The 14,422-nt window shown below is 49.8% G+C and carries 15 protein-coding genes; 3 read left to right on the top strand and 12 right to left on the bottom strand.

Annotation, left to right across the window (positions count from 1 at the left end; translation table 11 throughout):
• The first annotated feature begins 113 nt into the window (after positions 1-113).
• Positions 114-1,172 carry a peptide chain release factor 1 gene (gene prfA, locus VLE72_01075; GenBank protein HSX14489.1) on the top strand — a complete coding sequence of 353 codons (1,059 nt, stop codon included), beginning with the start codon at positions 114-116 and terminating at the stop codon, positions 1,170-1,172.
• Complete coding sequence (gene prmC, locus VLE72_01070) at positions 1,173-1,982, top strand: peptide chain release factor N(5)-glutamine methyltransferase (protein ID HSX14488.1); 810 nt, start codon at positions 1,173-1,175, stop codon at positions 1,980-1,982.
• Here the strand turns inward: prmC and VLE72_01065 are convergent.
• Genes VLE72_01065 through VLE72_01050 form a run of 4 tightly spaced genes read right to left on the bottom strand, consistent with a single transcriptional unit; the run spans position 1,951 to position 5,220 of the window.
• A complete protein-coding gene (locus VLE72_01065; protein HSX14487.1) occupies positions 1,951-2,370 on the bottom strand; it encodes a PDZ domain-containing protein in 420 nt (139 codons plus the stop codon). The genes prmC and VLE72_01065 overlap by 32 nt on opposite strands.
• Positions 2,367-3,062 (bottom strand): trypsin-like peptidase domain-containing protein, encoded by a 696-nt coding sequence (locus tag VLE72_01060; protein HSX14486.1) that lies wholly within the window; start codon positions 3,060-3,062, stop codon positions 2,367-2,369. The genes VLE72_01065 and VLE72_01060 overlap by 4 nt, the downstream gene beginning before the upstream one ends.
• Before the next feature lie 23 nt (positions 3,063-3,085).
• A complete protein-coding gene (locus VLE72_01055) occupies positions 3,086-3,799 on the bottom strand; it encodes a hypothetical protein (GenBank protein HSX14485.1) in 714 nt (237 codons plus the stop codon).
• 14 nt (positions 3,800-3,813) lie between these two features.
• Positions 3,814-5,220, bottom strand: a complete 1,407-nt coding sequence (locus VLE72_01050; GenBank protein ID HSX14484.1) for an LCP family protein — start codon at positions 5,218-5,220, stop codon at positions 3,814-3,816.
• An 80-nt stretch (positions 5,221-5,300) separates the two neighbouring features.
• Here VLE72_01050 and lepB point away from each other — a divergent pair, with 80 nt between their 5' ends.
• The gene (gene lepB, locus VLE72_01045) at positions 5,301-6,110 is read left to right on the top strand and encodes a signal peptidase I (GenBank protein HSX14483.1); all 810 of its coding nucleotides are present in this window, start codon (positions 5,301-5,303) and stop codon (positions 6,108-6,110) included.
• Here the strand turns inward: lepB and VLE72_01040 are convergent.
• The 8 genes from VLE72_01040 to ileS form a co-directional block, all read right to left on the bottom strand.
• The gene (locus VLE72_01040) at positions 6,107-6,991 is read right to left on the bottom strand and encodes a ParB/RepB/Spo0J family partition protein (GenBank protein ID HSX14482.1); all 885 of its coding nucleotides are present in this window, start codon (positions 6,989-6,991) and stop codon (positions 6,107-6,109) included. The genes lepB and VLE72_01040 overlap by 4 nt on opposite strands.
• On the bottom strand, positions 6,981-7,739 hold the full coding sequence (locus tag VLE72_01035; GenBank protein HSX14481.1) for a ParA family protein: 759 nt from the start codon (positions 7,737-7,739) through the stop codon (positions 6,981-6,983). The genes VLE72_01040 and VLE72_01035 overlap by 11 nt, the downstream gene beginning before the upstream one ends.
• Positions 7,740-7,797: 58 nt before the next feature.
• A complete protein-coding gene (locus VLE72_01030) occupies positions 7,798-9,036 on the bottom strand; it encodes a glycosyltransferase (protein HSX14480.1) in 1,239 nt (412 codons plus the stop codon).
• A 12-nt stretch (positions 9,037-9,048) separates the two neighbouring features.
• Entirely contained in the window at positions 9,049-9,303 is a 255-nt protein-coding gene (locus VLE72_01025) for a hypothetical protein (protein ID HSX14479.1), read from the bottom strand.
• Positions 9,300-9,809 (bottom strand): peptidoglycan recognition family protein, encoded by a 510-nt coding sequence (locus VLE72_01020; protein ID HSX14478.1) that lies wholly within the window; start codon positions 9,807-9,809, stop codon positions 9,300-9,302. The genes VLE72_01025 and VLE72_01020 overlap by 4 nt, the downstream gene beginning before the upstream one ends.
• A 40-nt stretch (positions 9,810-9,849) precedes the next feature.
• Positions 9,850-10,155: a 50S ribosomal protein L21 gene (gene rplU / locus VLE72_01015; GenBank protein ID HSX14477.1), complete on the bottom strand. Its 306-nt coding sequence runs from the start codon at positions 10,153-10,155 to the stop codon at positions 9,850-9,852.
• 121 nt (positions 10,156-10,276) lie between these two features.
• Positions 10,277-11,386 carry a rod shape-determining protein RodA gene (rodA, locus tag VLE72_01010; protein ID HSX14476.1) on the bottom strand — a complete coding sequence of 370 codons (1,110 nt, stop codon included), beginning with the start codon at positions 11,384-11,386 and terminating at the stop codon, positions 10,277-10,279.
• 34 nt (positions 11,387-11,420) lie between these two features.
• Positions 11,421-14,318: an isoleucine--tRNA ligase gene (gene ileS / locus VLE72_01005; GenBank protein ID HSX14475.1), complete on the bottom strand. Its 2,898-nt coding sequence runs from the start codon at positions 14,316-14,318 to the stop codon at positions 11,421-11,423.
• Positions 14,319-14,422 lie beyond the last annotated feature (104 nt).

Genomic DNA, 14,422 nt, shown 5'->3' with positions numbered 1-14,422 from the left:
GCTGAAGTTCAAGACGAACTCCAGGCCGATACAGTCGAAACTACCCACGAAGCTCAAGACAGCTAAATTACTAGTCGAGGCCGCTCTGCTACTATTAAGGCAGGGCTTTAGCTATGGAACAAATGATCGAAAACATTTTGGCTGAATACGAAGCTAATGACTTGAAGCTGGCTGATCCGGGGTTGGCTGGCACTCCAGAAATGGTTAAAATTTCCAAGCGCCAAGCCCAACTGGAACCAATCGTTGAGCAAATAAGGGCTTTGGCTCGCTTTAAGTCAGATATGGCTGAAACCAAGCAGTTGGTCGGCGATCCAATCCTGGGAGATTTGGCCCGCGACGAGCTGCCGACATTGGAGACTGAGGCCGCCAAGCTGGAAGATCAATTGAAGCTGGCGCTGGTTTCAACCGATCCGTCCGATAGCAAAGATGTGATTGTCGAAATTAGAGCCGGAGCCGGCGGCGACGAGGCCAGCTTATTTGCTGGCGAGCTTACGCGTATGTATCTGCGCTACGCCGAAATCAAGGGCTGGAAGACAGAAATGTTGAGCGAAAGTGCCAGCGAAGTTGGTGGATACAAAGAAGTTATTTTCTCAATCAAAGGCACCAATGCTTATCAAGCGCTCAAATTTGAATCGGGCGTCCACAGAGTCCAGCGGGTGCCGGCGACCGAATCCGGCGGCCGCATTCACACTTCGACCGTGACGGTGGCTATTATGCCGGAGGCCGAAGAAGCTGAGGTCGAAATTAACCCGAATGATCTGCGCATTGATGTCTATCGCTCTAGCGGCCACGGCGGGCAGTCGGTCAATACGACCGATTCGGCCGTGCGTATTACACATCTGCCGACTGGATTGGTGGTAACCTGCCAAGACGAAAAAAGCCAGCTTAAGAACAAGCTTAAAGCGATGAGTGTGCTAAGAGCCAGATTGTATGCTCAGCAGATTGAGGCTGAGCGGTCCAAGCAGGATGCCACTAGGCGCAGCCAAATTGGGACCGGCGATCGCAGCGAAAAGATTCGCACCTATAATTTCCCCCAAGATCGCATCACCGACCACCGGATCGCTAAAACCCTCCATAATGTCCCTGGCTTTTTGGGTGGGCAGATCCAGGAAATGGTTGATGCTCTGGCGGCCGCCAGCCTAGCCAAAGCCTTGGCCGCTGAGAATTCATAAATGACGGCTCAAGAGTGGTTAGCTAAATCCAAACTTACTGAACTCGATAGTCGCCTGATTTTAGAAAAAGCCACTGGGCGCAAACGAGAATATTTACTAGCTCATCCGGATACTGCCCTTTCGCCGACAGAACTTGAGCGATCCGATCGCCTGGCAAGTCAACGCTTAACCCACAAACCGATGTCGCAAGTGCTGGGCCAGCGGGAATTCTACGGCCTCGAATTCAAAATCACCCCGGATGTCCTAACTCCCCGAAGTGAAACCGAGGTGTTGGTTGAGCAAGTCATAGCTCAGGCACCAAAGGCCGGGGTGTTGTTAGATCTAGGGACTGGCTGCGGCGCCATTGCCATTGCTATCGCCAGGCACCGGCCTGATCTTGTCTTGACTGCGTCCGATATTAGTCCCTCGGCCCTAGCTATCGCCCAGCAAAACGCCCAAAAGCATGGGGCGGAAATAAACTTTTTGACCAGCGATTTATTTCAAGACGTAAACGAGAGGTTCGATTGCATTACGGCCAACCTACCCTATTTATGCGAGGATGCTGAACTAATGCCGGAAGTTAGACAGCACGAGCCAAGAGTTGCCCTAATCGGCGGCAGCGACGGTCTTGATCTATACCGGCGATTCTTCCGGCAAACCCAGACCCACCTAAAACCATTAGGCCTGATATACATTGAAGCCGATCCCTGGCAGCATCCAGAGTTGGTCGAGCTGGCCCGAGCAGCTGGACTTAAACCAATGTTCGAAGATTATTTTATTTTGGGTTTCAAACAGCCGGTTATTGTGGAGCAGCCTCTAGCGTCACATTAACGCTCTGGCTTTTGCCATCACGAATAATCGTTAGCTGAACCGTTTCACCAACGCTGTGTTTGGCTATCAGAGTTGTCAGTGAGGCACTATCGGTAATGCTATCACTACCAACGCGAACGATAATATCACCATTTTTCAGACCGGCTTTATCGGCTGGACTGCCAGCCAGAACCGCTGCATTGGCACTATTACCAATAACGTAGGCGCCTTGATCAGTCGAGAGAGAATATTGGCTGGCGATCTGTTTGGTGATCGGCAAATACCGCACGCCCAGATAAGGCCGGATGATTTTGCCTTGGGTTTTAACCGTTGTGATTGTGGATTTGATTTCGTTAATAGGAATGGCGAAGCTGATATTTTGGCCATTACCGGCAACAGCTGTATTCATGCAATAACCTGACCTTCTAGGTTGACCAATGGGCCACCAGAATTACCAGGGTTAATGGCGGCATCAGTTTGAATTAGATCTTGGAGGCTTTCTTGTGATCCGCTGCTGCCGGCCACAATCGGTCGGCCCAAGCCAGAAATTATGCCTTGGGTGGCAGTATTTTGGAATTGGCCGAGGGCATTACCAATCGCAATGACAGACTGGCCAACTTGTGCACCGCTAGAATCCCCCAGCTCAGCGGCTTTTAGCCCTTTGGCATCAATTCGCACAAAGGCGACATCGTTAATTGAATCCCTAGCCACCACGGTGGCTTTGTGTTGTTTCCCGTCGGAGGTAAAGACGTTGTAGCTAGCTGAAGCGTCGCTGACAACATGCTTGTTGGTTAGGATCAAACCATCGCTACTCATAATAATCCCGCTTCCCGCTCCCTCGATAGTCTGATTTGCTCCGAATAGGCTGGTGGCAGTGGCTTCAGAGGTGATACTAACGACACTGGGTGAAACCTTTTTGATCGTATCAATGACAGCTGAATTTTCCTGGACCAGAATCTGTTTCTTATCAACCGGAATGTGGCTGGCGCCGAAGCGCACAAACAGGACCCCGCCAGCCGCTCCACCCACAAGACCGATTACTAGGGCCGAGATTAAGACCACTTTGGAGGCTTTAAGTTGCTTGAAGACTGATTCTAACACTTTTTAAATCACTCCTTCTAGATTTAAACCGACCCACTCCATTTGGTGCCGGCAATCACAATGACAATTAGGCATAGTCCTATTATGGCATATTCGGCCAGTCTGGCTTTGGATAATTTGGAGCTAGTGTGGGCTAAGTAAATACTGCCAAAACAGTAACCCAGGGCGGTCAATACGACTGCCGCTTGGGGAATTAAGAGAATATTACCGGGCAAGACATAGTGCACCAGCCAGATCGAAAAAACATAACTAGATTCAGCTACTATCAACCCCCAGGCCGCCGACAGCGCTCGAGTTGCTCGCTCGCCCTCACCAAAGAAGCTGTAGGCGATAATGACACTCGAGACATAGGCGCTGACTAAAACTAACGTCAGGGGCCAGTGCCAAATCGCTTCAGCGCTAAAAATTGCACTAATACTAATGAACTCTAGCCAAGCGGCTTGCCAAATGTCAAAGTGAGTCGTGGTTTGATCAGCCAGCAGGCCGCTACGCCACCAAACGTATCCCGCCAGAATAATCAGCTGCCCAATCAAGTTATGATTTAGCGACAGTACCAAAGCTAAGCTGACCAAGCCAATGGCAAAGAGCGATTGGTGCTCCAAATCTAGGCTTTGGCGCCAGTAGAGCCATAATCCAACCACTAGCGCCAGCGCCCACCACACGCTAAACAGCCGTCCCAGCGCTAAGATGCTGGCGCCTTCGGCTGTTGCGATTAGGAATCGTCTTAAGCTAAGCATAGTTTTACGAGCCCTTACCTAGGCGGTTGGTAGCTCGCCCCCACAATAATTCGAATATCTGGATCACTTGGTCCGCGATTTGCCCGCGTTGACCTTACACCAAAACGGTTTTCTAGATAATTGATGGTGTATGGTTTACTCCCTCCGGTATAGTCATAGATTACCGTTGTGGCATAAGTTTGGCGATCCGCGGTCACCATTGAGATGACGTTATAATTATAACTCTTTAACAGATTGCCGACACTGGTGGCTAAGCCACTCTGGGTCGTCCCATTTTGAACCTCAACAGTGGCGTTCTCTTGCTTAATGTAACTGTCGGCAAAGATGGTATGAGCCAACTGCTGAATTTCAGTATAATTGCCGATCCCGGCTCTAGGAATCTCAATTGAACCGGCCCCCGGAATATCACCAAAGACCAGCAGGCCGTTGGGAGTGGTGTCCAGCACCTGGTTAGTGACTTGGTTGCCATTAATCGATTGGGCGATTTCGGCTAGCTTCTTCATTTCCGAAAGCTGCAAATCAGTTCGAACGCTTGAACCCAATGCATCTATTAAACTAGCGATTTTGGCTGGGTTTGATAATGTCTTGACGCTCAGCGCTTTGGTGCGTAACGCCAACAAGAGCTTTTGCTGCCGAGCAGCTCGATCAAAGTCGCTGGTGGTTTTACGCGATCTGGCATATTTGAGGGCTGTATCGCCATTCATGTGCTGATAACCGGCTTTGATATTAACTGTTCCGCCCGGATATTCGGGGTCGTAGAGAGCTTTATCAACGTTGATATCGACCCCACCAACAGAATCAACAGCTTTTTTAAAGCCCGAAAAATCAACCCGCACATAGTAATGTATGGGAATGCCTAAAACCTGTTGGACAACCTGTTTGGTTAGATTGGGTCCGTCGCCGGCCTTTTTACTTTCACCATAGGCATCGGCCGCGTTAATTTTACTCCAGCCGTAACCAGGAATCTTAACGTAGAGATCTCTGGGAATTGAAAGCATGGCCACATCCTTGGTCCTAGGATCGATACTTAGTACCATGATGGTATCGCTTAAATAGGGACCATCCCAGCCCTGGCCGCCAATACCTAAAAGCAAAATATTAATCCGGCCGTCGCCTTCGCCCCGCAATTTAGTGGGGTCAATATTGCCAGCTAGAGCCGGTGCCCCACCGCCATTGTTGTGAGCAATAATGCGTTTGGCGGCTAGGACCAGTTTGGTACCAAAAAATAAACCAACGGCCAAAACTAAGCCGCCGCCAATTACTATCAGCCGCTTCTTCCACGAAACCGGAAATGATTTCGCGAATCGAAACCTAGTTGGTTTACTAACTTCAGGTTGGGCGGGATTATCGCCTGCTATTGGGACTGGTTTAACTACCCGCCGCTCAGGTGCTTCCTTACCGGGTCTGGGGAAAATATCCATTGTGCCTAAGTATAGCGGAGGTGGATAGGACTGGTAAAGCGCTTGTTGGTAGGTCGCTTCAGCCGTTATACTTAATTAATATGGACCCAACTCCTCCCCAACCCCCCGCTCAACCTGATCCTGAAGGTATTCCAGCCCCCACCCCAGTGCCGGCAACCGAGCCAATCTCCCCTCCTGCTACCCCGCCGCCAGCCCCAGCGCCCGATCCCCCAACTCCAGGCCCAGTTGCGCCGCCAATTCCGCCGCAGGAACCATTAATTTATCCGTCGCCAAACCAGCCTGAACCAACACCCGAACCAACACTCACGCCAGAAAAATCTTGGCTCAAAACCATCCTGTTGGGTGTGGTCAATTGGTTACTGATTCCCTTGGCCATTGTCCTTATCCTTCATAATTTTGTCTTTCAAGCCTTCCACGTCATCGGTAGTAGCATGGTACCGACTCTGCACGACACCGATTATCTAATTGTCTCCAAAGTTGGAGCCAGCCAATCAGCCCTACTGAGGGGCTTTGGTCGAAGCCAGCCCTATATCCCCAAGCGCGATCAAATCATCGTCTTTCATTATCCCCAAGACCCATCGCTGGTCTTCGTTAAACGGGTGCTCGGCTTGCCCGGCGAGCGAGTCGTCGTACATAACGGTCATGTCACGATTTACAATCAAGCCCATCCGGAGGGCTTTGATCCAGACTCAGGTACCAATCGAGCTGATACCGCAACGCTTGGTGAAATCGATGAAATTGTACCTGGGGCCAACGTTTTTGTAGTTGGCGATAATCGCACGCCCAACGGTTCTTATGATTCCAGAGAATGGGGCACTCTACCCTATCGCTACATTATTGGCGAAGCCGTCTTTCGTTTGCTGCCGATTGACCAAATAAAGATCCTTTAATCTCCGAGTAGCTGGCGGGCAATTCGTTCGAGTTCGGTATCGTCTTGGTAATTAATAATCAGGCGGTTGCCTTTAGCTGAGCGGGCAATACTAACGACTGTACCGAGGGTTTGCCCTAAACGTTTAGTCCACTGATTCTGAGTCTCCAAATGGCCCAAGGCCGCAGCTGTAGCTGCGCCTTTTGGCTTTAAGCCCCTCGCCAAAGTCTCGGCTTGGCGCACCGTCAAATTGCGCGAAATAATTAAACTCAGTAACTCCAACTGTTTTTTCGGATTTGGTTGGGATAAGACCGCTCTGGCATGCCCTTCGCTGATGCGGCCTTCGACTAACGCCCGCTTGGCCTCGGTTGGCAGCCCCAACAACCTCATAGTATTTGAGACGGTTGAAGTTTCGCGCCCCACCCGCTTGGAAATATCTTCGAGTTTTAGATTGAACTGATCGACTAATTTGCGGTAGGCCGCCGCCGTTTCAATTGGGTTTAATTCTGAACGCTGGATGTTCTCGATCAGGGCTAATTCGAGCTTGGACTGATCATCGATGCTACGAACAATCACCGGCACCTCTGATAGTCCAGCCAACTTGGCAGCTCGCAGGCGTCGCTCCCCCGCGATCAGTTCATACCCATTAGCCGTTTGCGTCACGATCAAAGGTTGAATTATGCCATATTGGCGAATTGAGGTGGCCAGATCTTCTAAGCCGGCTTCATCGAATTGCTGGCGGGGTTGGTGGGGGTTGGGGCTGATATCATTTGCGGCAATATTTACTACCTGCTCAGATTGATTCGAAACCTTAGCAATCGGATCAAACTCGGGATCATCTGGCAGTTCGGTGGGAATTAACCCTTCCAAACCCCGTCCCAAACCACGGCGATTATTTGGCACGACTAATCACCTCCCGGGCTAATTGTTTGTAACCTTTGGCACCCTTACTCCACTTATCATAGTGAACAATTGGCATGCCGTAGCTGGGAGCCTCGGCTAAACGGACATTACGCGGGATGACGGTTTCAAAGACTTTATCGCTAAAATGCTTTTTGACTTCATCGTGAACCTGCCCGCTCAAAGACGTCCGACCATTATGCATGGTCATAACTACACCCAAGAGCTCCAGGTTGGGGTTGAGGGCTTTTTTGACCCGATTAATGGTCGAAATCAACTGCCCTAGTCCCTCGAGGGCATAAAACTCAGCTTGGACCGGGATTAGGACCGAATCAGCCGCTACTAACCCATTAATGGTCAGCAGCCCGAGCGAGGGCGGACAATCAATCAAAATGTAATCATAATCTAAGTCCGCTAGCGCTTGTTTGAGTTGAAATTCCCGGCCACTGCGAGAAACTAATTCAATTTCGGCAGCGGCCAGCTCGGGCGAAGTCGGTAGGACTGAGAGCCCATGATAGGGTGTAACTTGAGTGGCCTCACTCGGATGCAAACCGTTTAGTAGTACGCTATAAAGGTCTTTTTCCAAGCCCTCTTTGGCAATACCCAGACCAGTCGAAGTATTACCCTGCGGATCGAGATCGACGATCAGAACTTTGCGCCTGGATTTAGCTAAATAAGCCCCCAGGTTGATGGTGGTAGTAGTCTTGCCCACTCCGCCCTTCTGATTTGCCACTGCAATTATTGTTGCCACATTACCCTCTTACTGCCGGCTTTATTGTACCATCTGGACAGGTTCAGCCGCAAAGCGCCTAAGCTAATTCCAGCCAAAAAGCTAATTGATCGCGCAGCAATCTGGGCAGCAGAAAATGCTTACGAACCTGCTCGCGACCGGCCTGACCCATGGCTTTGGCCTTGGTTGGATTGTTCACTAGCTCAACAATTCTCTGAGCAGTAGTCTTGGTATCTAGGACCAAGAAGCCGGTTTGGCCATCAGAAATTTGCAAGGGAATGCCACCGACATCACCCCCAATAACTGGCGTGGCTGCCCATAGGGCTTCCGAAACCGTCAACCCAAAGCCTTCGCGCAACGACTTTTGTAAAATGACGTTGGAAGTTAGTTGCAAGGCGTGCACCAGCAATTCATCATTCTCAGTAATTAGATGAATGTCGGAATACGATTCAGCCGCGGCTTTAACCATGACCAATATTTTGGCCCCCTGGGGGTCATCATCGGCCATGTCACCCATTAGGACTAGCTGCAAATTAGGGATTTGCTCTCTAGCCTTTTGCCAAGCTTTAATTACTCCGATTGGATCTTTCCAGGGATCGAAACGCGAAATTTGAGTAATGTAGGGCCGCTTGGTATCAATGCCGGCTCCAGCCACTAACGCGCGGGCCTTGGCGCTATCCATGGGCTGATTTTTCCGACTGAGCGGATCGATGGCCGGCGGAATAATGGCCAGGTGCTCGGCTGGACGCGCGTTTTTGAGGTTCGGTAAGACAAATTGATCAAGCGTAAAAATGGCGCCTTCGTAATCATTTAAATAACCCGCAATGCGATCTCCGACCTCGATATTTGGGAATGAGGTATCAATGTGGCAACGCCAACCCCATTTAGCTTTGGATACCGAACTGAACTGGCGCATGGCTAGCGGTTGCGGGTCGTGCACCAACACAAAATCCCAGGCGTTGGCCAAAAAATTATCGGCTAGCTCACGGTTGTGGTTTTGGTAAATGTCCCACTGCTGATCATCGGGAGCCAGCTTATCGCCCTGGAGAGCATTGTGGAGCATTTTTGTAACTTCAAAAAAAGCCTGGTTGGCACTAAGTACATACCAATGAGCATCAATGCCCAAATCCCGTTGCAGGGCTATCGAGCTACGCAGAATTTCGGCCACCCCACCACCGTTGGCAGTCGCATTAATCTCCACGATTCGCCGACCCTTTAGCTTGTGGGCCAGATCAATAACCTCGTCATAGAGTTCTGGTTCAATAATCGTTTTATAATCGCTAAACTTTTTCGGCGTAACAGTAATGTCTTCGAACATGTTCCTATGATATCAGATCACAGCCGAATGGTGCTTAACCACTAAGAATGTGCCGACAAAAGATCCAAGGGCCAGGGGTAAAACATAGGCGAAATTTTTGGTGTAGGCAAAAACTCCCGCCGCCAATAAAAAATGCATGAAAAAGCTGGTGGATGCTGCCACCAATGCCCGGTTTTTAACGACCGCGATGGTGTAATAGGCGTAGAGCCCATCGACTAACATATAGGCAAAGAAGAGACTAACAGCCAAAAACCAATTTATGCTCATCGTTGCAATGCTTCTATTAGACGCGTCACGTACTCGTCATGGACATCACGTTTCGGTAGCCTTCGTTTACCCGAACAATACTTATCGACGACTTTGTGAGATGTGATGCCATAAAAGCGAGTGTTTTCTCCTTGCTCTACTCTAAACTTGGGGTCAATTATAAACTGGCGGCAGAGTTCCTTAACTAGCCCCACGACCGCTTGGAACTGAAGCTGGTTTTCATCCAGATCACGACGGCCTAGTCCCTGGATCTCAATCCCGATACTGCTATTGTTTGCGCAACGGGCGTGGCGACACCAAACGTCTGGTGATTCGGTTAACTGATAGACTTCCCCATCTTTCGTAACCGCAAATTGAACTGATAGCTTCTTCCTTTTCAGTGCGAAAATAAACCACTTTATCCCGCCAAACCAGGTTGGTACCTGCCACCAATGTAATACGATTGCTGTGGGTTGAATTCGCTTAGTTGAATCTACCCAGGGTAGGCTTAATTTTTCGATTTTCATTAGTGTAATCATAGCAAAAACGACCCGGTGGGTCGTTTGGTTAAACGGTTATTTTAGTGATCTTGATTTGGGAGTAAGTTTGGCGGTGACCGGTCAGGGTTTTTTCGCGCTTCTTGGCTTTGAATTTCAGGACCTTAATTTTATCGCCTTTAACCTCGCCCATGACCTCGGCTGTAACTTTGGCGCCTTTGACCACCGGGGTACCAACGTGGACCTTCTCGCCATCAATCACGAGTAGAGGCTCTAACTCCAATTTATTAGTTTCGGCTGGCACTTTCTCCACTTCCAGAACTTCATTGTCTGAAACTAAATATTGCTTGCCGCCAGTTGAAATTACCGCTTTCATAACTGGAGTAGCTTAACACAAAATGAGCCCCTGGGCAAGTGTTAAGCTGCTCCATCCCGAGCGAAGTCGAGGGACCTGATTGGCAGTCGATTCTCGGATCAAGTCCAAGAATGACAGCTTTTCAGACCCCGAACTGAATTTTTTGACGCCGAATTGAGATGCTTTCGAGCAAACCAACCGCCGCTAGGCTGATCAGCAAACTGGTGCCGCCATAGCTAACGAATGGTAGCGGAATGCCCGTCACTGGCATGATGCCCATGTTCATACCAACATTAATTAGAATATGGAAAGTTAGCATAGCTACAATCCCTACCCCCAAAAACAGACCAAATCGATCCTGAGCCCGATACGTCACGATCAGCGCTCGGCCCAGCAAGGCCGCAAATAGCACCAGCAAAATACTGCCGCCGACAAAGCCCAGCTTTTCGGCTAACACCGCAAAGATGAAATCAGTGTGCTGAGACGGCAAAAAATTCAGTTGGCTTTGACTACCGGCAGCTAAGCCGCGCCCAAACACCTGCCCGCTGCCGACGGCAATGGTTGATTGGACCACATTATAGCCGCTACCGAGCGGGTTAGCTTTTGGCTGCAAGAAAGTGTCTAGACGTGCCCGCTGGTAAGGTTTTAATAAATGAGTACCCGTCGGCAAGAGCACCAACCCTGCCACCGCCAGTGCTACGAGATAACGTTTAGGCATAGGGCTAATTAGCGCCATGGCCAGCCAAATCACAATTAACACCAAGGCCGTCCCTAAGTCCGGCTGGGCCAGGATCAAACCCAGTGGAACTAATAAATACGCTAGCGATAGCAAAACCTGGCGCGGGTCGTCTAAACGGTCGTAATGATCGCTAAAAAACTTAGCCAAAACAATGATCAGGACTAGCTTGGCAAGTTCTGAGGGCTGAAATTGAAAAAAGCCCAAGTTAATCCAGCGGGTTGCCCCCAGCGCCGTTTTACCTAAGACCATCACCACCAGCAGCAAGCCGACCATAATGGCATAGAGCGGTTTAGTTAGCTTGGACCAAACGCGGTAATCCAGATAAGCTAGCAAAAAGAATCCGGCCAGAGCCAGGCCCAAAAAAATGATTTGATTACGCACATCCGTAGCCGAGGCTACGCTGGCGGCTTTAAGGTTGGTCGAAAATATGACCAGAATACCGACCAGCGACAGCAAGGCTGCCCCACCAAATAACCACCAATCAAAGTTTTTCCAAAAACGTGATCTAAGCAAATCCCCTCCGAACTCGTTCTAGTTTAGCATTCAATCAGGCTTTTTTAAGACCGATCGAGGCCTCATCGCCGTCGACATTGACGGGTACGGCTGCGGCGTTCAGTTCAACAACTGTCAGTGAAGTAGCTAGTGTTTCGGTCTTGATCAGATCTTCAAAAGTTTTTATAGCGGCTTGAAGGTCGTTTGACCCTGTCCCAACGGTTAATTCTATTCGATCGTCCACTTCCAGTTCAGCCGATTTGCGCCGACTTTGAATGTGGCGGATCAGCTCGCGCACCAGCCCCTCTTGTTTGAGCTCGGGGGTGATGGTCGTATCGAGATTACAGAATAGACCAGGGTGATCTTTGATTGAAAATGCGACTTCTTTGACGTTGACCTCATCCCGAATAAGTTCTTTTATTCCGGACGCTAGTTCATTTGCTGCAGCGAGCTCAATCTTGCCCAAAGGCTGTCTCACTTTAATGCCTGCTGCCGCTCTTTGAGAAAGTGCCTCTCGTATAATTTCTCTTGCCCATTTCATTTGATCTAAACCAAGGTTGTCTTTGCTCTCCCCCGCCTCCGGCCAATCGCTCAAATGCACTGACGCCGGCACTTCCATCCCCTTTGTCAGCTCGCGCCAGATTTTGTCAGCCACAAACGGCGACCACGGTGCCAGCAATTGGCAGATGCGCACCAAGGCGTAATGCAAGGTGGCATAGGCGGCTTGCTTATCGCCATCATCTTCGCTTTTCCAAAACCGGCGGCGGCTGCGACGAACGTACCAGTTGCTTAAATCATCAATCAGCTCTGTGATCGGCCGAACTGCTTTGGCAATTTGGTAAAGCTCAGCCTGTTCGGTGGTTTCGGCAATGGTTTGGTTGAGACGGGCTAACAACCATTGGTCGAGCAAATTATCGCTGGCTGGTGCCTTTAACTGTTTTGGCGGTTGCCATTTATCAATGGCAGCATAGGTGGTAAAGAAGCTATGGACGTTCCAAAGGGTCATGAAGATGTTGCGCTGAACATCTTTGAGACCATCTTGGCTCAAGCGAATGTCCCCGGCCGTCATCAGCGGACTGGCTAAGATGAAGTAGCGCAGAACGTCGGCGCCATACTGATTAAAAACTTCCTCGACATTAGGATAATTCCGTAATCGTTTGCTCAATTTACGTCCATCCCCACCAAGGATCAGCCCGCTAGCAATCACACTTTGGTAGGCTGGTTGATCAAATAAAGCCGTCGCTAGAACGTGCAGGGTGTAGAACCACAGATGAGTTTGTTCAATGGATTCGACCACGAAGTCGGCCGGAAATGAGGCATCAAAATCAGCCTTGTTCTCAAATGGGTAGTGGTCTTGCCCATAAGGCATACTCCCGGACTCAAACCAACAATCAAAGACTTCTTCGATCCGTTTGGCAGTTCCGCTACATTCTGTGCACTTGACCTCGATCTGATCGATGCCGGGGCGATGCAAATCAAGCTCTTTGGGCATATTTACAGCTCTTTTTGTTAGTTCTTCCAAAGAACCGATGACGTTAAAATGACCCCGTTCGCATTGCCAAACTGGGATTGGCGAACCCCAAAATCGATTGCGCGAGATGGCCCAATCGCGAGCGCCTTCCAGCCACTTCACAAACCGACCGGCTTTAACATGGGCTGGCACCCAATTGGTAGCCTGTCCAGTTTTAACTAATTTATCCCGGAAGTTGCTGACAGCCACAAACCAGCTGGGCGTCGCGTAGTACAACAGCGGCGTTTCGCAACGCCAGCAGAAGGGATAGGTGTGCTTGAAGCGCTCGGCCGAAAAGACTCGATTTTGCTCGGTTAAATGCTCAATAATATGGTCGTCGGTCTCCTTGAAGAACATACCTTCAATTTCGTCAAAACCAATATCTCCCGTCACCCGGCCATTAGGATCAATGGTTGCTAGCACCGGCAGATCATGGGCTTGGCCGAGACTTAGGTCGTCTTCGCCAAAGGCCGGAGCCACATGTAAGATGCCGGTTCCATCCTCCACCGATACAAAGTCGGCTGCCCAAACTTGGTAAATGTTTTTGACGCCTTTGGCCTGATCAACTTCAAACAGAGCTTCGTACCCCAACCCCACCAATTCCTGACCCAAAAACTGTTTAATTTGCTTATAGTCTTGAGATAAAACCTCCAGCATGTCAGCTGCCAGAACCAGTCGCTGGCTCATGCCATCATCGGTTGAAACTTCGACTTCAACGTATTTGGCTTTAGGGTTTACGGCCAGAGCCGCATTGCCGGGTAAGGACCAAGGTGTGGTCGTCCAAGCCAACAAATAGCGATCTTCCCCTTTCAGCTTGAATTTGACGTACAGACTGGGATCTTCAATGTTATCCTGATAACCATCATTAACCTCAAAGTTACTTAGAGGCGTGGCGCAGCGGGGGCAATACGGCATACTCTTAAAGCCCTTGTAAATTAACTGCTTATCATAAAGCGATTTAAAGACCCACCAGACGGATTCAATGTAGTCATGGTCCAAAGTGGCATAGGAATTTTTGGGATCATCCCAGCGCCCCAAGCGATGGTAGAGCTCTTCGAAATCGGCTTTGTGGCGGAAAACAATGGCCCGGCAGGCTTGGTTAAATTTATCAATGCCGAATTTAATAATGTCTTGTTTGCCAGTAAAGCCCAGTTCTTTTTCGACCAAATACTCGATCGGCAGACCGTGGGTATCAGATCCGGTCCGACGCGGTACGTAGTAGCCCCGCATGGTTTTATAACGCACCACGGCGTCTTTAATGGCCGATTGCTCAACGTGGCCGTAATGTGGCTCCCCCGAGGTAAAGGGTGGGCCGTCGTAAAAGCGGAATCGTTTGCCGCTCTGGCGTTGCTCTAAGCTAGCTGCAAAAATCTTTTCCTGATCCCAGACTTTTAACAACTCGGCTTCAAATTTTGGAAAATCAGCGGGTTCGGCGCGCTTCATCACAGTCCTCAAATTAAAAACCACCGCTACAGGGGCTCGGCCTCAGGCCAAACGGTACCACCCTGCTTGGTGGACTTCATTGCTGCACTCTTACGCGGTGCTGC

Source organism: Candidatus Saccharimonadales bacterium (assembly GCA_035480635.1).
GTDB lineage: Bacteria > Patescibacteriota > Saccharimonadia > UBA4664 > DATIHN01 > DATIHN01.
Note: the sequence above shows the minus strand (reverse complement) of the source record. Positions and strands in the feature narration are given on the sequence as shown.